Annotated in this window: 2 protein-coding genes (1 of these 2 only partly in view); both read right to left on the bottom strand. The window is 71.5% G+C overall.

Going from position 1 to position 21,209, the window contains the following annotated elements:
- On the bottom strand, positions 1–11,217 hold the 5' portion of the coding sequence (locus QSK35_RS00705) for a type I polyketide synthase (protein WP_285741205.1). Its footprint begins 10,239 nt before the window's first position; only the first 11,217 of its 21,456 coding nucleotides appear in the window; its start codon is at positions 11,215–11,217; its stop codon lies beyond the left edge, outside the window.
- Positions 11,214–21,209, bottom strand: coding sequence for a type I polyketide synthase (locus tag QSK35_RS00700; protein WP_285741204.1), 9,996 nt, complete (start codon positions 21,207–21,209; stop codon positions 11,214–11,216). The genes QSK35_RS00705 and QSK35_RS00700 overlap by 4 nt, the downstream gene beginning before the upstream one ends.

Here is a 21,209-nt window from a genome sequence, read left to right as displayed (position 1 = left end):
CACCACGACGCCGTCCGCGGTCGCGGACACCTGCGGTTCACCGGTCGCGAGCGCGATGCCGATCCGCTCGGGGACCGCGTGCAGCAGCAGGAAAGTGTCCGGGTTCTCGAGTTGCGCGGACCGCACCAGACCCCAGGTCGCCGCCGCGTCCGGGTCGCCCGCCGGGCCGGTGAGGAAGGCGAGCCGTGCCGCGGCGAACCGGCTGTCGCCCAGCCACCGCCGCACGGCGGTCAGCGCCGCGTGCACGTCCGGGCAGCGCAGGACCACGGTGCCGGGAACCACGGTCAGTGCGTCGAGGTCGTCGACGAGCACCCAGTCCGTCGCTGGTTGCGCGGGAACGGGAACGTCGACCCACTCGACGCGGTGCAGCGTCGCGTCGTCGCGCGACTGTTCATTGGCGGCGGGCCGCATGACGAACGAGGAAGCGGTGAGAACGGGTGCGCCGGTCCCGTCGGTGGCGAGCAGCGACACCGAGTCGGGACCGATCTTGCTCCACCGCACCCGCAGAGCCGTCGCGCCCACGGCGTGCAGGGTGACGCCCGTCCACGCGAAGGGCACCAGAGCGCGATCCGTGCCGGTCAGGCCGCCGACCGCGATGGCGTGTTGCGCGGCGTCGAGCAGCGCGGGGTGCAGACCGAACCGTCCGGCGGTCTCGTGTTCGGACGCGGGGAGCTCGACGTCGGCGAACACGTCGTCGCCCCGGCGCCACAGCCTGCGCAGTCCCCGGAACACCGGGCCGTAGCCGAAGCCGCCTTCGGCCAGCGTGTCGTAGAGGCCGTCGATATCGATCTCGTCGGCGTCGGGCGGCCAGGTCCGCAGGGCATCAGCGGTGGGCGCTGGTGTGCCGCGAGTGCCGGTGGCGTGGGCGATCCAGTCGCCGGATCGGCTGTGGAACCGCACGTCGCCGTCGGCGGTCGTCGTCACGCGAACCGGGATGGCCGTGCTGCCCAGCGGCAACGGGGCGTGCAGCGTCAGCTCGTCGAGGCTGCCTCCGGCGGCGTGCAGTGCGAGGTCGAGCATCGCGCTGCCGGGCAACAGGACCTGGTCGAACAAAGTGTGCTCCGCGAGCCAGCCACGGGCCGCGATACGTCCTGTGTGGACTGTCGTGCCGTCGGTGAGCTCCATCTCGGCGCCGAGCAACGGATGCTGGGCCGCGGTGAGTCCCATCGCCGCCGGATCCGCTGCCGGGACGGCGTCGAGCCAGTAGTGCTGGTGCTGGAACGGGTAGGTCGGCAGCGGAATGCGCTTGGCGTTGTTGAACAGTGGCGACCAGTCGACGGTCAGACCACGCACGTGGGCTTCGGCGAGTGACCGGACGAACCGCGGCAGTCCGCCGTCGTCGCGGCGAACGGTGCCGAGGGTCAGGACGTCGTCGCCGGTGTCGTCGGCGGTCTGCTCGATCCACATGGTCAGCACGGGGTGCGCGCTCACCTCGACGAACGTGTCGAACCCCGCGCTGAGCAGGGCTCGGGTCGCGGTGTCGAAGCGGACCGTGCCGCGGAGGCTGTCGAACCAGTACGACGCGTCCAGCCCGGTGGTGTCGATGACCTCGCCGGTGAGGGTGGAGCAGAACGGGACGTCCGCGGCGCGCGGCGTGATGCCGTCGAGTGCCGCCAGGAGTTCGTCGCGCAGCTCGTCGATCTGCGTCGAGTGCGAGGCCACACTTCCGGGGAGGGGCCAGCGCATGACGCCGCGGCGGGCCAGGTCCGCCTGGAACTCGCGCAGGGCGTCCAGGTCACCGGAGACGACGACGGCTCCGGGTCCGTTGATCGCGGCGATCGCCAGGCGGTCGTCCAGCAGCGGACGGACTTCGTCGGCGGGCAACGACACCGACAGCATCGCGCCACGCCCGGCGAGGCGCGCGAGGACCCGGCTGCGCAGCGCGACGATCTTGGCGCCGTCGTGGAGCGTCAACGCTCCCGCGACTACGGCGGCGGCGATCTCGCCCTGCGAGTGGCCGACGACCGCCTCGGGCTCGACGCCGAACGACCGCCACAGCGCGGCGAGCGAGACCATGACGGCCCAGAGCGTCGGCTGCACGACCTCGACACGGTCGGTCTCGCGCAGGTCGAGCTCCACGTACGGCTCGAGGGCTTCCGCGCATTCGGCCATGCGAGCCGCGAACACCGGGTGCGACAGCAGTTCCTCGGCCATGCCCGGCCACTGCGAGCCCTGCCCTGGGAAGACGAACACCGCCCGTCGGCTGGTGGCGACGCCTTCGATGAGGGTGTCACCCAGCAGGACCGCGCGATGCGGCATGCTCGTCCGCCGCAACAGCGACCAGCCGGCGTCGGCCGGGTCGGCGTCCACCGTCTTGATCGCGTCCACGTACGCGCGCAGCGCAAGCTCGGACTTCGCCGAAACGACCAACGGCGGAATCGATTCCGACTGGGCCCCCCATGGGGGGACCGAGGTCCCCACTCCAATCGTCGCACGCGAGGCCGACACTTCCAGGCCGGGAAGATCAACAACGCGCGAGTTGTCCACAGGCGCCGAGTTGTCCACAGATTCCCCAGCAGCACCGGAATCCGTGTCAGAACTCGATACGCTGGAAAACGGGGGGATCCCCGTGCCAGGCGCCTCCAAGATCACGTGCGCGTTCGTGCCGCTCATCCCGAACGCCGACACGGCGGCGCGGCGCGGTCGGTCCACCGTCGGCCACTCTCGCTCCGAGGTGAGCAGCGACACCGATCCCGTCGACCAGTCCACGTGCGGCGTCGGCTCGTCGACGTGCAACGACGCCGGCACGACACCGTGCCGCATCGCCTGCACCATCTTGATCACACCCGCGACACCGGCGGCGGCCTGCGTGTGGCCGATGTTCGATTTGATCGAGCCCAGCAGCAACGGCTCCGCGCGATCCTGACCGTAGGTCGCCAGCAGTGCCGACGCCTCGATCGGATCACCGAGCCGAGTGCCCGTGCCGTGCGCCTCGACGACGTCGACGTCCGCACCCGACAGGCCGGCCGACGCGAGCGCCGTCCGGATCACCCGCTGCTGCGACGTGCCGGACGGTGCGGTCAGGCCGTTCGACGCGCCGTCGGAGTTCACCGCGGATCCGCGGACCACCGCGAGCACGGGATGTCCGGCCGCGACGGCGTCGGACAGTCGTTCGACGAGCAGCACGCCGATGCCCTCGGCGAACCCGGCGCCGTCGGCCGCGGCGGCGAACGGTTTCGAGCGGCCGTCCGGGGCGAGTGCGCGTTGCCGGGAGAACTCGACGAACGCGGCCGGGGTGGACAGGACGGTGACGCCGCCGGCCAGCGCGAGGGTGCAGTCGCCGTTGCGCAGAGCCTGAATCGCCCAGTGCAACGCGACGAGCGACGAGGAGCAGGCCGTGTCGACGGTGACCGCCGGGCCTTCCAGGCCGAAGACGTACGCGACCCGCCCGGCGAGGACGCTCAGCGCGTTCCCGGTGGTGAGATAGCCCTGCGCGTCGGCGGGCGCGGACGGCGTCAGGGTCGCGTAGTCCTGGCCGCTCACCCCCGCGAACACTCCGGTCCTGCTGCCGCGCAACGACTCCGGGTCGATGCCCGCGTGCTCGAACGCCTCCCATGCGACTTCCAGCAGCAAGCGCTGCTGCGGGTCCATCGCCACCGCCTCGCGCGGCGAGATGCCGAAGAACTCCGGGTCGAATCCGGCCGCGTCCGCGAGGAACCCGCCCTCGGTGACGTAGGTGGTGCCGACACTCGCGGGATCAGGGTCGTACAAGTCATACCAGCCGCGATCTGCCGGGAACGCCGACACGGCGTCACGGCCCTCGATCACCAGGCGCCACAGGTCGTCAGGTGAGGCGACGCCGCCGGGCAGACGGCACGCCATGCCGACAATGGCGATCACGTCGTCCGACGCCGCGACCGTCGCGCCGTCGACGTGCGCACCGTCAGTCAGGAACTCGGCGAGCGCACGCGGGTTGGGGTGGTCGAACACGACCGTGGTCGGCAGCGTGCGGCCCGTGGCGCGGTTCAGGCGGTTGCGCAGCTCGACCGCGGTGAGCGAGTCGAACCCGAGGTCGCGGAACGCCGTCGTCACATCAACTTCGTCCACAGTGGAGTGACCGAGGACCGAGGCCACCTCACCGCGCACGAGGTCGAGCGCCGACCGTGCACCCGGTGCCGACGCATTTCCAGCAGGGGTCGTGCGCCATCCGGCGGCGTCGACCCAGTACCGCTGCCGTTGGAACGGGTAGGTGGGCAAGTCGAGATGCGGACGGCCGCGCACCAGTGAAGTCCAGTCGACCGCCACGCCGGCGAGGTGCAGCCTCGCCAGGGCCGTGATCACCGACGTCACCTCGGGGCGGTCCCGGCGCAGCGCCGGAACGAGCTCGGCGTCACCCGCGCTGTCCTGTGCCAGCACCGTCAACACCGCGGAGGGGCCGATCTCCAGGTAGACGGTCGCTCCGCGGTCTGCGATGTGGCGAACGCCGTCGGCGAACCGGACCGTGTCACGCACCTGCCGCACCCAGTACTCCGGGGTGGCCGGATCTCCACTGGCGGCGGGCACGAAGTCACGCACGGGCTCGCGGAACTCGACCGTGGCGAGAACGGCGGCGAACTCGTCGAGGATCTCGTCCATGTGATGGGAGTGGAACGCGTGGGACACGTCGAGTCGCCGGTTCTCCCAGCGGGACGCGAGCTCCAGCACCGCGTCGCGGTCACCGGAGATCACCACGGATTCCGGTCCGTTCACCGCGGCCACGGACACGCCGTCCGGCAGGACCGCGCGAACCTCGGCTTCGGTCGCGCGCACCGCGACCATCGCGCCGCGCAGCTCAATCGCCTCCATCAGCCGCGACCGCGCCGAGACGATCCGTGCGGCGTCCTCCAGCGACCACAGTCCGGCGACGTGGGCGGCCGCGACCTCGCCGATCGAGTGCCCGAGCAGGAAGTCCGGTGCGACACCCCACGACTCGACCAGCCGGTACAACGCCACCTGGAACGCGAACAGCGCGGTCTGCGTGTGCTCGACGTCGTCGAGCGCCGCGGCGACCTCGTCGTGGGCGGCGGCGAACACGGGAAACACCTCGTACAGCTCGCGTCCCATGCCGTCCCGCCGTGATCCCTGACCGGTGAACAGGAACGCCACCGGTCCACCGCGCACTGTGCCGACGAGTCCGTGGCCATCGGCGATCTCCGTGAGCCCCCGGACGAGGTCCTCGCGTGTCTCGGCCACCACGGCGGCGCGGTGGGTGAGCGACGCCCGGTTGTACGCCAGCGCCGCCGACAGGCCCGTCAGTGGATGATCGTCCACAACAGACAGCAGCTGTGCGGCCTGGTCGCGCAGTGCCGCGTCATTCGCCGCCGACAGCAAGAACGGCAGCGGAGTCACCGTCGCGGCTGCGGCCTCGCGCGCGATGTCCGGGGCCTGTTCGAGGATCACGTGGGCGTTCGTGCCGCTCACCCCGAACGACGAGACAGCGGCGCGACGCGGCCGCGCGACGACGGGCCAGCCGACCTGGTCGCGCACGAGCTCGACGGCACCGGAATCCCACTCGACGTGCGGGGAGGGCGCGTCGATGTGCAGCGAGGCGGGCACGACGCCGTGCCGCATCGCCTCGACCATCTTGATCACACCGGCGATACCCGACGCGGCCTGGGTGTGGCCGATGTTGGACTTGATCGAGCCCAGCAGCAGTGGTGTGACGCGGTCCTGGCCGTAGGTGGCGAGCAGCGCGGAGGCCTCGATGGGGTCACCGAGTGTTGTTCCCGTGCCGTGCGCCTCGACCACGTCGACGTCCGATGTGGACAGTCCGGCGGCGGCGAGCGCGTCCTGGATCACCCGCTGCTGCGCCGATCCGTTGGGTGCGGTGAGGCCGTTCGACGCGCCGTCGGAGTTGATGGCGGTGCCCCGCACGACCGCGAGGACGGGATGCCCGTTGCGGACGGCGTCGGTGAGACGTTCGACGAGCAGCACGCCGACGCCCTCGGACCACGTGGTGCCGTCCGCCTCGGCGGCGAACGACTTGCAGCGTCCGTCCGCGGCGAGACCGCCCTGGCGATCGAACTCCTCGAACGCGGAAGGCGTGGCCATCACCGCGACGCCACCGGCGAGGGCCATCGTGCACTCGCCGGAACGCAGTGCGCGCACCGCCCAGTGCAACGCGACGAGCGAGGACGAGCACGCCGTGTCGAGCGTGACGGCAGGCCCCTCCAGGCCGAAGGTGTAGGCGATGCGGCCGGAGGCGATGCTGCCCGCGTTGCCGTTGCCCCACTGCCCGACCAGTTCGTCCGGGATCTCGTCAAGCCGCGAGAAGTAGTCGTGATACATCAGGCCCACGAACACACCGGTGCGGCTGCCGCGTACCGACGCGGGCACGATTCCCGCGCGTTCGAACGCTTCCCACGACGTCTCCAGCAGCAGCCGCTGCTGCGGATCCATCGCCACGGCTTCGCGGGGTGAGATACCGAAGAACGCGGGGTCGAACTCGGCGGCGTCGTGCAGGAACCCGCCCTGGTACGGGGCGGTGGCGTCCCATCCCCGGTCGGTGGGGGTGCCCCCCACCGCGTCGGTCCCGGACGTCACCAGTCGCCAGAGGTCCTCGGGCGACCGCACCCCGCCGGGGTAGCGGCACGCCATGCCGACGATCGCGATCGGATCGTCCACTTCGGACTCGACTGTGAACCGTTCCGGTGTCGCTCCGGCGAGGAACTCCGCGAGGGAGCGAGGAGTGGGGTGGTCGAAGACGATGGTAGCGGCGAGCCGGGTTCCGGTCGCCTCGCCCAGCCGGTTGCGCAGTTCGACGGAGGTGAGCGAGTCGAAGCCGAGGTCGGCGAACGTGCGGTCGGCGTCCACCGCGCGGGTGTGCCCGAGAACGGTCGCGACTTCGGTGAGGACGAGATCGAGGGTGTTCTCCGGCGGGGCTTCCGGTTGCCGGCCAGGACGCACGAGCGCGCGCAGCAGCGGTGGTACGGGCCGGGTGCGCAGCGCCGCGAGGTCGAGCCGCATGGGCACGAGGTGCGGTTCGCCGGCGCGCAAGGCGGCGTCGAACAGCGCCAGCGCGTCCTCGTCCGACATGGGCACGGCGCCGGTGCGGCGCAGACGGGCGAGATCGGTGTCGCCGAGACCACCGGTCATGCCGCTGCGCCGAGCCCACCAGCCCCACGACAGCGAGATGGCCGGGAGTCCCTGCGCGCGACGCTCGCGCGCGAACTCGTCCAGGAACGCGTTCGCCGCGGCATAAGCGCCTTGCCCCGGTGCGCCGACGACGCCGGCCGCGGAGGAGAACAGCACGAACATCCGCAACCCGGCCGTGAGGTCGTGCAGGTTGCGTACCGCGTCGATCTTGGGGCGCGCGACCTCGTCCAACTGCTCCGCGGTCAGCGACTCGATCGTAGCGTCGGCGAGCACACCAGCGGCGTGCACGACTCCGACGAGGTCGGGGATGTCCTCCAGCACGGCGGCGAGCGCGTCGCGGTCGGCCGCGTCGCACGCAACCACCCGCACGTCCGCGTCGAGGTCGGGCGCCTCACCGCCGGAGCGGCTGAGCAGCACGAGCCGGGGCACGCCGTACTCGGCGACGAGGTGATGCGCGACGAGCCGGCCCAGAGTGCCGGTGCCGCCCGTGATCAGGACCGTGCCGTCGAGCACGGGTCGTTCGCCGTCGATCCCGGTGGCGCGGACCAGTCGCGGCACCGTGACGTGGCCGTCGCGGACCCGTGCCTCCGGTTCTCCGGCGGGCACGAGGACCGGTCCGTCGGTGTCGACGAGCTGGAAGCGGCCGGGGTGTTCGGACTGCGCTGAGCGCATCAGGCCGTGGACGGAGGGGTTCGAGCTGACGACTGCCAGCGGAGTGTCTTCGGCGAGGTGCGCCCGCAACGCGGACAGGACGTCGTGGACGTCGTCCGTGCGCAGGACGTGTCGTGGTTCGGTGAACGGTTCTGACGCGGCTTGCCAGTCCAGGCGGAACAACGCGTCGGACGTGCGGATCCGTGGAGCCTGCGCTGGTCGCAGCGTGAGGGATTGGACGGTGACGACCGGCCGCCCGTGCTGGTCGGTCGCGACGAGCGAGACCGCGTCGTCGGCGATCGAGGTGATCCGCACGCGAAGCGCGGAGGCGTGCGGGGTGTGCACGGTGACGCCGCGCCACTCGAACGGCATGCTGCCTCGGGTGACCAGGCCGGCCACGGCGAGCGGGTGCAGGGCGCAGTCGAGCAGGGCCGGGTGTACCGCGCTTCCGTCCGGCTCGACAGGTCCTGCCTCGGCGAACACCGCGTCGCCCGAGCAAGCCGCCGTGCGGAGCATGCGGAAGGCCGGTCCGTAGCGGAAGCCGTTGTCCGCCATGCGTTCGTAGAGGCCGTCCAGGGGCAGTGGCTCGGCGTCGTCCGGCCAGGTGAACGAGACCGGTTCGCCGGCGGAAGTGGACACCAGGCCGTCGGCGTTGCGGGTCCACCGGCCGTCCTGCCTCGTGTCGATCGAGATCCGGTGCCCGGACAGGGTCACCCTCACGACCACACCGTCCTCTTCGGACAGTGTGAGCGGGGTGTGCAGCACCAGCTCGTCGACGGTGTCGCAGCCGATCTGACCGGCGGCGCGCAGTGCGAGTTCGAGCAACGCGGTGCCCGGCACGACGATCGTGCCGAAGACGCCGTGGTCGGCGAGCCAGGGATGCGTCCGCACCGAGAGCCGCCCGGTCATGACGATGCCCTCGGCGAGCTCGAGCGAAGCGGAGAGCAGCGAATGGCTCATGGCGTCCAGACCGGCCCAGCGGACGTCACCGGTGTCGGTGGGCTCGAGCCAGTACCGCTGCCGTTGGAACGGGTAGGTCGGCAGGTCGGCGAGGCGGCCCGCGGAGGTGAGCGCGGGCCAGTCGACCGGCAGCCGCGCCATCGCGTCGTCCCGCATCGGCACGGTCGCGACGTCGCCGCACTCCTGGGCCAGCGCGGAGAGCGTCGCGTCCGGGCCGAGCTCGACGAACGTCCGCACACCGTGGCCGGCGGTCCAGCGGACGGCGTCGGCGAACCGCACCGTGTCGCGCAGTTGCCGCACCCAGTACTCGGGGTTCGCCGGGTCCGCGCCGACGATGGGGATGCGTGGTTCGTGGAACTCGGCCTCGGCGACGACCTGGCGGAACCGGTCGAGAATCGGGTCCATGTGCGCGGAGTGGAAGGCGTGGCTGGTCTTCAGGCGCCGGTGTTGCCAGCGTGACGCGAGGGCGAGCACGGCGTCCTCGTCGCCGGACAGCACAACCGAGCCGGGTCCGTTGACGGCGGCGATCGACACTCCGTCGACGAGCTCGATCTCGGTTTCCGTCGCGCGCACCGCGACCATCGCGCCGCCCGGCGGCAAGGCCTGCATCAACGCCGCGCGTGCGGCGACGATCTTCGCCGCGTCGGACAGGGTCCAGACTCCCGCGCAGTGTGCGGCGGCGAGCTCGCCGAGCGAGTGCCCGATCAGGTAGGCGGGCCGGACGCCCCAGGACTCGAGCAGCCGGAACTGCGCGACCTCCAACGCGAACAGCGCAGGCTGCGCGTAACCGGTCTGGGCGGGGTCGAGGTCCGGGATGTCGACGTGACGACGGACTTCGTCGTAGGCGCGGGCGAAAGCCGGGAACGCGTCGTACAGCGCACGGGCCATATCCGCGCGTTGCGTTCCCTGACCCGCGAACAGGAAGCCGAGCGGTCCACGGACGGCACGGCCCGTGCTCACGACCTCGCCGTCGACGACTACGGCGCGGTGGTCGAAGGCGGTGCGCCGGGCCAGCGTGTGCGCGATGTCCCGCGGATCGCCGTCGACTCGCTTGATCAGCTCCACGTATTCGCGCAGCGCGAACTCGGACTTCGCCGACACCAACCACGGAATCGATTCCGCCTGGCCCCCCGCCAGGGGACGCGAAGCCCCCTTCTTAAGCGTCTCACGAGGATCTGACAGTTCCGGGCCCGAAATGGAGTTATCCACAGGGCACTCTTCAAGAATCACGTGCGCGTTCGTGCCACTGATGCCGAACGACGACACCGCCGCACGACGCAGCCGACCCGCCGAAGGCCAATCCTGGGTCGAGGTCGCCAACTCGACCGCACCCGCCGACCAATCGACATGCGGCGACGGCTCGGAGACGTGCAACGAAGCGGGCACCACACCATGCCGCATCGCCAGCACCATCTTGATCACACCCGCCACACCCGCAGCCGCCTGCGTGTGACCGATGTTCGACTTCACCGACCCCAGCAACACCGGCGTCGAACGGTCCTGCCCGTAGGTGGCGAGCAACGCCGCAGCCTCGATCGGGTCACCGAGGGTCGTGCCGGTGCCGTGCGCCTCCACCACGTCAACGTCCGAAGTGGACAGCTGGGCGGCGGCGAGCGCGGCGCGGATCACCTTCTCCTGCGCCAGCCCGTTCGGCGCGGTGAGGCCGTTGGAGGCGCCGTCGGAGTTCACCGCCGACCCGCGCAGGACGGCGAGCACGGGGTGGCCCAGCCGGCGAGCGTCGGAAAGGCGTTCGACGAGGAGCATCCCGGCTCCTTCGGCGAGCCCCACGCCGTCCGCCGCGGCGGAGAACGACTTGCAGCGGCCGTCGGACGCGAGGCCGTTCTGCCGCCGGAACTCGCTGAACGCGCGCGGTGTCGCCATCACGGTCACGCCGCCGACGAGCGCCGACGAGCACTCCCCCGCCCGCAGTGCCCGTACCGCCGAATGCAGGGCGACCAGCGAGGACGAGCACGCGGTGTCGATCGTGACCGCGGGCCCTTCCAGCCCGAACGCGTACGCGATCCGTCCGCTGAACACCGCGGCCGCGTTGCCCACCGCCAGGAAGCCCTCGGCGGCAGGTGACCGCTCGGCGAGCACGGCGTAGTCCTGGCCGTTGGTGCCGACGAACACGCCGGTGCGGCTGCCGCGCAGCGATGTCGCCTCGACGCCGGCGCGTTCCAGCGCCTCCCAGGCGAGTTCGAGCAGCAGGCGCTGCTGCGGGTCCATGGCAAGGGCCTCGCGCGGTGAGATCCCGAAGAAGTCGGGGTCGAAGTCGGCCGCGGTGTCGAGGAACCCGCCATGGCCGGTCACCTCCCACCCGCGGTCGGCGGGGACCGTCGACACGGCGTCGCCGCCGGTTTCGAGCAACGCCCACAGCTCGTCGGGTGTCGTGACTCCACCTGGGAAACGACAGCTCATCGAGACGATCGCGATCGGCTCCTCGGCCGAGGCGATCACCTCGCGCAGTCGCTTGACCTCGCGGTAGGAGTCGCGCAGAGCCTGCGCCACTTCGGCCAGCTGGACGTCGGTCATGACTGGCCTCCATGCGAACCGAGGTCCTCGCGCACCGCGCGGACCAGACTGGCGACGTCCAGCTCGTCGACGGGCTCGACGGCGGGCGCGAGTTCGTCGAACAGCATCGCCGCGAGATCGTGCGCACTGGGGTGGGTGAAGATCACCGTGGCGGGCAGCCGCAGACCGGTCGCCGCGCACAGCCGGTTGCGGAGTTCCACTGCCGTCACCGAGTCGAGGCCGAGCTCGCGGAACGCGCGTGTCTCGTCGATCTCCCTGCCGGACGCGTGCCCGAGGATGACCGCGAGGTGGTCGCACACGAGGTCGAGCAGCACGCGACGGGCACTGTCGGCGTCGGCGCCGTCCAGCCTGCGGCGCAACGCATCCGCCGGGTCGTCCTCGGCCCGCGCCGGGACGAGATCGCGCAACAACGAGCCGTTGTCGTCGAAGCGCGTCCAGTCGGCGTCGACGACGAGCACGTGGGTCTCGTCGTGGTCGAGCGCCTGCTGCAACGCCTCGATCGCGTCGTCGGGACGCATCGAGCCGAGCCCGTACCGGCGCAGCCGCTGCTCGACGAGCCCGTCGCCGATGCCGCCGCCGTCCCAGTGACCCCAGCCGATCGATGTGGCGGGCAGCCCGAGGGCGCGGCGTTCGCGGGCGAGGGCATCGAGGTAGGCGTTGCCGGGGCCGTATCCGCCCTGGCCGATGTCGGCGAGCACCGCGGTGAGGGACGAGAACAGCACGAACGCGCTGAGGTCGAGGTGGCGCGTCAGGTCGTGCAGGTTGCGCGCGGCGACCGCCTTGACGGCGAGCGCGCGGTCGAGCTGCTCGACGGTCAGGTCGTCGAGCACCGCGTCGTCGAGCACCGCCGCGGTGTGGAAGACGGCCGTGATCGGTCGCCCGCTCAGCGCCTCGGCGAGCCCGTCGCGGTCAGACACGTCGCACGCGACGACCACGGCCCGGTCCCCGAGCTCGGCGAGCAGCGCGGGATCGGCCTCGCCGCGCCTGCTGAGCAGCACGATCTCGTCGGCGCCCCGAGCCGCGAGCCACCGCGCCACGTGCGATCCGAGGGCACCCGTACCGCCGGTGACCAGCACCGTTCCGGTCGGCCGCCACTCTCGCGAAGGTGGGCGTCCGGCCAGCGGGGCGCGGCGCAGGCGCCGTGCGAACACGGCCGTGCCGCGGATCGCGACCTCGTCCTCGTCGCCGCCGAGTACGGACGGCAGGAGGGAGATGTCCGCGTCGGGCGCCAGTTCGACCATGCCGCCCCATCGATGGGGGTGTTCTCTGCGCACGACCGACCCCAGTGCCCACACCGGAGCCTGCTCGGTCCGTCCTTCCTCGGTGATGGACCAGATCGGGATCCCGGCCACGGCTTGGAGCAGATCCAGGGTCATGGCCAGCCCCAGCGGAACTGCCCCGACCCGTTCCTCCATTGTGGACAGCAGTGACACCACCGCGTCCGCTTCGGCGATCGCGGTGAACTCGGGCCGGCCGGTGCCGGCTTCCACCAGCCGCACCTGCGCCCCGGCGTCACGCAACGCCGCGACGACGGCAGCCGACAACCGATGCCCGGCCGGCGCGACCACAACCCACCGTCCGCGAGCACGCGACGCCGGACTGACCGGCACCCAGGTGAGCACGTGCCGCCATCCGTCCACAACGGACTCCTGTCGCAGCGCGGCGACGATCCGTTCGCGCTCGACCCCCAGCCGTTCGGCGAGCCGGGTGATGCCCGCGTCGTCGAAGGCGCCTGGGTCCGCGCCGCGGATCCAGTAGTGCGTTCGCTCGAAGGGGTACGTGGGCAACTCGACGCGCCGGCCACCCGTCAGCACCTGCGCGAAGTCGACCGGCAGGCCGTGCACGTGTGCCTGCGCGAGCGACTTCAGCATTCGCGACGGGCCGCTGTCTTCGCGCCGCAGGGTCTCCACGACGACCGCGCCGGAGTCGTGCAGCGGCCCGATCAACACCGGATGCGGGCTCACCTCGACGAACGCGTCGAACCCGCGGCGGCGCAGTGCTGTCGTGGCGTCGGCGAACCGGACGGTTCCGCGCAGGCTGTCGAACCAGTACCGCGCGTCCAGTTTGTCGACGAAGTCGCCGGTCAGCCCGGAGCAGAACGGGATGTCCGCGCGGCGCGGCGTGATGTCGCGCAACGCGGTCAGCAGCTCGTCGCGCAGGTCGTCGATCTGGGCGGAATGGGACGCGACGCTGCCGGGCACCATCCACCAGGTCACGCCACGATCGCCCAGCATCTTCTGCAGGCGGTTCAACGCGTCCACATCACCGGACACCACGACGGTGGAGGGCCCGTTGACCGCGGCGATCGCGAGGTCCGCACCGAGCAAGGGCTCGACGTCGCCGGGCGGCAGCACCACCGTCAGCATGGCTCCCCGGCCGGCGAGCCGGGCGAGCATCCGGCTGCGCAACGCGACGATCTTCGCGCCGTCGTCCAGCGACAACGCACCCGAGACCACCGCCGCCGCGATCTCCCCCTGCGAGTGGCCGACCACGGCCTCCGGCTCGACGCCGAACGACCGCCACAGTCGCGCGAGTGACACCATCACCGCCCACAGCGCGGGCTGTGCGACCTCGACGCGGTGCGTGTCGCGCAGGTCGAGCTCAACGTGTGGCCTCAGCGCCTCCTCGCACTCGCGCAGGCAGTCGGCGAACGCGGGAAACGTCATCAGATCCTCGGCCATGCCCGCCCATTGCGCGCCCTGGCCCGGAAAGACGAACGCCGTGCGCCGCAACGCGGCCGTGCCGGTGACCACCGCGGCCGACGGGGTGCCCTCAGCGAGGTCACGCAGCCCCGCGGTCAGCTCGTCGCGGTCGCGCCCCAGCACGACCGCGCGGTGGTCGAGCGCCGCTCGGGTCGTGGCCAGCGAATAGCCGAGGTCGAGCGGTCGCGCTTCGACCTGGAGCAGCCGGCGGGCTTGCGCGCGCAGCGCGAACTCGGACTTCGCCGAAACGACAAACGGCGTTTCCCCCCAAGGGGGGAGCGAGGTCCCCACTCCAATCGTCGCACGGGAGACCGACAATTCCACGCCGCGAAGATCAACAACAGGCGAGTTGTCCACAGGCGCAGAGTTGTCCACAGCTTCCCCAGCAGCACCGGAATCCTTGTCAGAACTCGATACGCTGGAAAACGGGGGGATCCCCGTGCCGGAGGATTCCAAGATCACATGCGCGTTCGTGCCCGAGATGCCGAACGACGACACCGCCGCACGACGCGGCCGCCCCTTCGAAGGCCAGGAACGCGCCGACGTCACCAGCTCGACCGCACCCGCCGACCACTCCACATGCGGCGACGGCTCGGAGACATGCAACGACGCGGGTACCACACCATGCCGCATCGCCAGCACCATCTTGATCACACCGGCCACACCCGCGGCCGCCTGCGTGTGACCGATGTTCGACTTGATCGAGCCAAGCAGCAGAGCGTCCGGCCGGTCCTGACCGTAGGTCGCCAGCAGCGCCGACGCCTCGATCGGATCACCCAGCCGGGTCCCCGTGCCGTGCGCCTCCACCACGTCAACGTCCGAAGTCGATACACCGGCCGCCGACAAAGCCGCCCGGATCACCCGTTGCTGGGACGGCCCGTTCGGCGCGGTCAGCCCGTTCGACGCACCATCCGAGTTGACCGCCGACCCCCGCACGACGGCCAGCACCTCGTGCCCGAGCCGGCGAGCGTCGGACAGGCGTTCGACCACGAGCACGCCGGCACCTTCGGCGAAACCCGCACCGTCCGCGGAGGCCGAGAACGCCTTGCACCGGCCGTCGGACGCGAGCACCCCTTGGCGGGCGAACTCTCCGAAGAGGTGCGGTGTCGGCATCACCGACACCCCGCCCGCCAGAGCCAGCGAGCACTCCCCCGACCGCAACGCCGACACCGCCAGGTGCAACGCCACCAACGACGACGAACACGCCGTGTCCACCGTCAGGACCGGCCCCTCGAACCCGAACGCGTAGGCGACGCGACCGGAGGCGACGCTGCTGGTGTTGCCGGTGAGCAGGAACCCCTCGAGCTCGGCCGGTTCGTCCACCCGAGCCGGCACGTAATGCTGGTCGGCCAAACCCACGAACACGCCGGTGGGTGTGCCGCGCAACGAGTGCGGGTCGATTCCGGCGCGTTCCAGCGCCTCCCAGGACAGCTCCAGCAGCAGCCTCTGCTGCGGGTCCATGGCGGTCGCCTCGTGCGGTGAGATGCCGAAGAAGGCGGCGTCGAACTCCCCTGCCCGGTCCAGGAACCGGCCCAGTGGCTGTTGCGTCCAGCCGCGGCCGGTGACCGGTGCGGGCGCCACCTCGCGCGCTTCCACGAGGAGCCGCCACAGGTCGTCCGGCGAGGTCACGTCGCCGGGATAACGGCAGCTCATGCCGACGATCACCACCGGGTCGCCGGTCGGCACCGGCCGCGCCACCTCAGCGCGCGTCGGCGCGGCACGCAGGAAGTCGCTCAACGCCAGCGGTGTCGGGTGGTCGAACACCAGCGTGGGCGGCAGCCTGAGCCCGGTCGCGGCGCTCAGCCGGTTGCGCAGTTCGACCGCCGTGAGCGAGTCGAACCCGAGCGAGCGGAAGGTGGCGCGGGGATCGATCGCGGCGCCGGACGCATGGCCGATGACGACCGCAGCTTCGGCGCGCACCAGCTCGAGCGTGTCCACATCGGACGATCGCGGGACGGGTCGCGACGTGAGCGGCCGCAGCACGGCCGCGTCACCGGACCCGGTCAGGCGCGCGGGCACGAGGACCGGCGCGGACGCGGTCAACGCCTCGTCGAACAAAGCCAGGCACTCGTCCTCGGACAGTGGTGCCACGCCGTGGCGGGCCATCCTGGTGAGGTCGGCGTCGTCCAGAGCGCCGGTCATCGCGCTGCGGCGCTCCCACAGCCCCCAAGCGAGCGACACGGCGGGCAGGCCCTGGGCCCGGCGGTGGTGCGCGAGTCCGTCGAGATAGGCGTTGGCCGCGGCGTAGTTCGCCTGGCCGGGAGCGCCGAGGACTCCCGCCGCCGAGGAGAACAGCACGAACATTTCAGCATCACCGCACAGCTCGTGCAGGTTCCGCGCGCCGTCCACCTTCGGCCGCAGCACCGCGTCGAGCTGGTCCCCGGTGAGCGCGTCGACCGTCGCGTCGTCCAGCACACCGGCCGCGTGTATGACACCGGTGACGTGGTGGCGCGCGACCACGTCGGCCAGCGCCGCACGATCGGCCACGTCGCACACGGCCGTCCGGATGCCAGGTCCGAAGTTCTCGCTCGTCTCGGTGCGGCCAAGCAGCAGCACGTCAGTGAAACCGCGCCCCACCAGATGCCGCGCGATGGCTCGTCCCAGCACACCGGTGCCGCCGGTGACGAGCACGGTGCCGTCGCGGTCCGGGTCGTCCGGCACCGTGAGCACGATCTTGCCGACATGCTTGGCCTGACTCATGTGCCGCAACGCCTGCCGCGCGTCGCGCACATCCCAGGTCGTGATCGGCAACGGTCGCAGCACACCGCGTTCGAAGAGGCCGAGCACTTCCGTCAGGAGCGCCGTCAGCCGGTCACCGGCGTCGGTGAGCTCGAAGGCGTGATAGTCCACATCGGACACCTCGCGCAGGTCCCGCCTGCCCAGCTCGACGAAGCGGCCACCAGGCCGCACCAACCGCAGCGAGGCGTCCACGAACTCACCGGCCAGCGCGTTGAGCACCACGTCGACCCGCGGAAAGAGGTCGGCGAACTCGAGCGTGCGCGACGAGGCGACGTCCTCGACGCCCAGCCCGCGCACGACTTCCCACTTCTCCGGCGACGCCGTGGCGAGAACACGGGCGCCCCAGTGCCGGGCGAGCTGCACGGCCGCCATGCCGACGCCACCCGCCGCGGCGTGCACGAGCACCGACTCGCCCGCACGTACCTCCGCGAGGTCTCGCAGCGCGTAGGCGGCGGTGAGGAACGCGGTCGGCACGGCGGCCGCCTGCTCGAACGTCCACCCTTCCGGCATCCGCGCCAGCCAGCGTCGTTCGGTCACGGCGAACGGTCCGAACGCGCCAGGCAGGAGTCCCAGCACGCGGTCACCGATCGTCAGATCGTCCACTTCGGACCCGAGCTCGACGACGACACCGGCGCCTTCGCTGCCGAGCGTGGTGGTCGGCTCCGGGTACATGCCGAGTGCGATCAGCACGTCGCGGAAGTTCACGCCCGCCGCCCGCACCGCGATCCGCACCTCGTGCGGTGCCAGCGGCGCACGCGGGGCCGCGACCACGGTGACGTTGTCGAGCGTGCCAGGCGTGGTCACGCCCATCCGCCACGAAGACGGCAGTGGCGGTACACGTGTCAAGCGCGGCACCAGGAATCCGTTGCCGCGCAAGGCGAGCTGTGGTTCGTCCGCGGGAAGCGGGCCGATCTCGCCGGAGCCGGAATCGGCGTCGACGAGCACGTACCTGCCGGGATGTTCGGTCTGGGCGGACCGCACCAGTCCCCACACCGCCGCGCCGGCCAGGTTCGGCACGTCCTCGCCGCCGGTCGTGGCGACGGCACCGCGGGTCACGACGACGAGCGGGCGTTCGCGCTCGTCGCGCAGTGCGGTGAGCACAGTGGACAGAGCGGCACGGACATCGGTGTCGTCGCACCACACAACGTCGTAGTCGACGTCGTAGTCGGTGAGTCCGTCGCCGTTGACCGGGTGCCAGCTGACGTGGTGGAGATCGCGGCCGGCGGGACGGGTCACGAGCTTGTCGACGACCAGCACGAGCCTGCCGGACGGATCCGTCGCGACCAGCGAAACCTCGTCGGTTTCCCGCTGCACCAGCACAACCCGCAGCTCCGCGGCACCGGGGGCATGGATCTGCACACCGGACCAGGCGAACGGCATCCGCCCCTGCCCCGATGCCGGCAGCACCGCGTGCAGTGCGGCGTCCAGCAACGCCGGATGCACGCCGAAGCCGTCGCTGCCGAACCCCTCCGGCAGGCGCACGTCGGCGATGACGCCGGTGGCGGTGCGCCAGGCCGCGCGCAGCCCGCGGAACGCCGGGCCGTAGCGGTATCCGGCGAAGTCGAGCCGCGCGTACAGGTCGTCGACGTCGACCGGTTCACCGTGCGGCGGGATGTCGGCGTCCGGTTCCGGGAGAGGCGCCGCAAGAACACCGCTCGCGTTCGTGATCCACTCCGTGGTGCAGGAACGGACGGTCACCGGACGGCGCCCGTGTTCGTCCGCCGCACTGACGACGACCTGGATCGGCACCGTGCCCTCGACCGCCAGCGGTGTGTGCAGGACGAGCTCCTCGACCCGTCCGCAGCCGACCCGGCGACCGGCTTCGGCGGCGAGCTCGAGCATCGCGGTGCCGGGGACGAGCACGGTGCCGTTGATCTCGTGGTCCATCAACCACGGATGGGTCCGGCCGGAGAGGCTGCCGGTGCACAGCAGGCCGTCCGGGAGTTCGGCGGACACCGGCAGCAGGGCGTGCCCGGTGGCGCCGAGTCCGAGCGCGGCCGGGTCGCCCGCGCTCGGCGGTGCGTCGACCCAGAACCGTGCCCGCTCGAAGGGATACGTGGGCAGGTCGACCAACCGGCCGCCGGTGACGAACCGCGACCAGTCGACGCGCGCGCCACCGACGTGTGCCCGCGCCAACGCGCGCAGGAAGTCAGATGGGGCGCCGTGATCGCGGTGGAGCGTGTGCAGGACGGCCGCGTCGGGTGCGGTCTCCTCGACGCCGTAGGTGAGCACCGGATGCGGGCTGATCTCGAGGAAGACGCCGTGGCCCTGTTCGTGGACGGCGCGGACCGCGTCCGCGAACCGCACGGTGTGCCGCAGGTTGCGGTACCAGTAGTCGGCGTCGAGCCGGGCCGTGTCGAGCCAGCGGTTTTCGACCGTGGAGTACATCGGCACGCGTGACGCGGCCGGAGTGACCATGAGGAGGTCCAGCAGTTCGTCGCGCAGCGGCTCGACCTGCGCGGAGTGCGAGGCGTAGTCGACGGGGATCAGCTTGCCGTCGAGGTCCTCGACCTCGCCGGAGAGAACGAACGAGCCGGGGCCGTTGACGGCGGCGACGGACACCGTGCCGGGCAGGCCGTCCGGCACGCGCTGAACGGCGATCATGCCACCCTTGCCGCTGATCTTCGTGAGCGCACGGCTGCGCAACGCCACGATCCTGGCGCCGTCTTCGAGCGACAGCGCGCCCGCCACCACCGCTGCGGCGATCTCACCCTGGGAGTGGCCGATCACGGCGTCCGGCTCGACGCCGCACGACCGCCACAGCTCGGCGAGCGACACCATGACCGCCCACAGCGCCGGCTGGACGACGTCGACGCGGAGGATCTCGGTCAGGTCGAGTTCGACGTAGGGCTTCAGCGCCTCGGCGCACTCGGTCAGCCGGCGGGCGAACGCGGGCACGGCCATCAGGTCCGTCGCCATCCCCGCCCACTGCGCCCCCTGGCCGGGGAACACGAACACAACGCGCCCCGGCCGCGCCCGTCCGGTGATCAGCTCGTCGCCGAGCAGCACCGCGCGGTGGTCGAACACGGCACGCCGCGCGAGCGTGGCGGCGACGTCGCGCGGATCGGCGTCCACCGCCTTGATCGCATCTACGCTGGAGCACAGCGCGACCGCGGATTTCGCCGAAAACGCGAGCGGCGTTTCCCCCCAAGGGGGGAACGAGGTCCCCACTCCAATCGTATCGCGGCGGTCTGACAATTCCGGCCCCGAAATGGAGTTATCCACAGGCGCCTGCTCCAAGATCACGTGGGCGTTGGTGCCGCTCACGCCGAACGCGGACACGGCAGCACGGCGCGGCCGGTCGATCGCGGGCCATTCGAGCGCCTCGGTCAGCAGCCGCACCGCGCCCGCCGACCAGTCGGCCTTCGGTGTCGGCTCGTCCACGTGCAGGGTTCGCGGCAGCACGCCGTGGCGCAGCGCGAGCACCATCTTGATCACGCCCGCCACGCCGGCCGCGGCCTGGGTGTGCCCGAGGTTCGACTTCACCGAGCCCAGCCATACGGGCGACGAACGGTCCTGCCCGTAGGTGGCGATCAGGGCGTCGGCCTCGATCGGGTCACCGAGCACGGTGCCAGTTCCATGCGCCTCGATGGCATCAATGTCCGAAGTGGACAGACCTGCGGACGCGAGCGCTGCGCGGATCACGCGTTGTTGTGACGGGCCGTTCGGTGCGGTGAGCCCGTTCGACGCGCCGTCGGAGTTGACCGCCGACCCGCGCACGACGGCGAGCACCGGATGCCCGAGCCGCCGGGCATCGGACAGCCGCTCCAGCACCAGCACCCCGACACCTTCGGAGAAGCCGGTTCCATCGGCGGCGGCGGCGAACGGCTTGCACCGGCCGTCCTCGGCCAGCGCCTGCTGCCTGCCGAACTCGGTGAACACCGCGGGTGTCGCCATCACCGTGGCGCCACCCGCCACGGCGAGCCCGCACTCTCCGTCGCGTAGTGCGCGCACGGCCTGGTGCACGGCGACGAGCGACGACGAACAGGCGGTGTCGACGGTGCTGGTCGGGCCCTCGAACCCGAACGTGTAAGCGATGCGGCCGGACACGACGCTCGCCGCCGTGCCGGTCACGAGGTACCCGTCGGCGTCGCGCGGGCTGCGTCGCAGCAGCTCGGCGTAGTCCTGGCCGTTGGTGCCGATGAACACGCCCGTGTCGCTGCCGCGCAACGACTCCGCGTCGATGCCCGCACGTTCCAGTGCTTCCCACGTGGTCTCGAGCAGCAGGCGCTGCTGTGGATCCATCGCCAGCGCCTCGCGTGGTGAGATGCCGAAGAAGACGGGATCGAAACCGGCCGGGTCGGAGAGGAATCCGCCGACACCGTCGACCTCCCAGCCCCGGTCGCGCGGAAACGGTCCCAAAGCATCCACTTCGGACACGAGCAGCCGCCACAGGTCGTCCGGTGACGCCACCTCGCCGGGGAAGCGGCAGCCGATGCCGACGACCGCGACGGGCTCCGTGCCGGCGCGGATGACGCCCTGGAGCCGGCGCACCTCCTTGAGCGCGTCGCGCAATGCCGCAACGACCTGGGTGTGCTGCGGATCGCTCAC

The organism is Lentzea sp. NBRC 105346 (assembly GCF_030269605.1).
Classification (GTDB): Bacteria; Actinomycetota; Actinomycetes; order Mycobacteriales; family Pseudonocardiaceae; genus Lentzea.
This window is presented reverse-complemented; position numbering and strand designations above follow the sequence as displayed.